Source organism: Cupriavidus sp. 05T313 (assembly GCF_056396665.1).
Genome location: NZ_JBFTLX010000645.1, coordinates 1 through 434, shown reverse-complemented (window position 1 = coordinate 434; position 434 = coordinate 1). Strand labels below are relative to the sequence as shown.

The 434-nt window shown below is 55.8% G+C and carries 1 protein-coding gene; it reads right to left on the bottom strand.

Going from position 1 to position 434, the window contains the following annotated elements; genetic code table 11:
- Positions 1–7 precede the first annotated feature (7 nt).
- Positions 8–434 (bottom strand): site-specific integrase (locus AC1DKD_RS42165; protein ID WP_477144858.1); only part of this gene is annotated, 427 nt, incomplete at its 5' end.

Genomic DNA, 434 nt, shown 5'->3' with positions numbered 1-434 from the left:
GCGTCTCCTAGGTGGTGATGGCTTGTAGATGCGCTTCGTAGCGCCCGAATGAATCGTCCTGTCTCAAGTGCGCGTACACCGCTAGCACGGTCTCGAGCTTGTCATGCAGCAATTGAGCAACGGTGGGGTAATCATGAGGGTGCTTGCACAGGTAATCCGTGGCGACAAGGTGACGCACGGCGTGGGGGCCGAAGCCGGGGCAATGCGGAATCAGTCGGCGAGTTAGCTTCAAGACTTGCTGGTTAAGTCCTTCCCATTTTTCTGAGGTCTGACTACTCGGGAATACCCACGCAGCGAGAGGCTGTTTGTGCAGCAACCGGGGTCGGAATTCGTCCAGGTAATCGACAATGCGGTTGGCCATTGCGCGCGGCAACGGAGCATCGTAGTTCTTGTGTGCTGCACCCTTTTCATTTTTGAAATCTGCAGCGATGAAC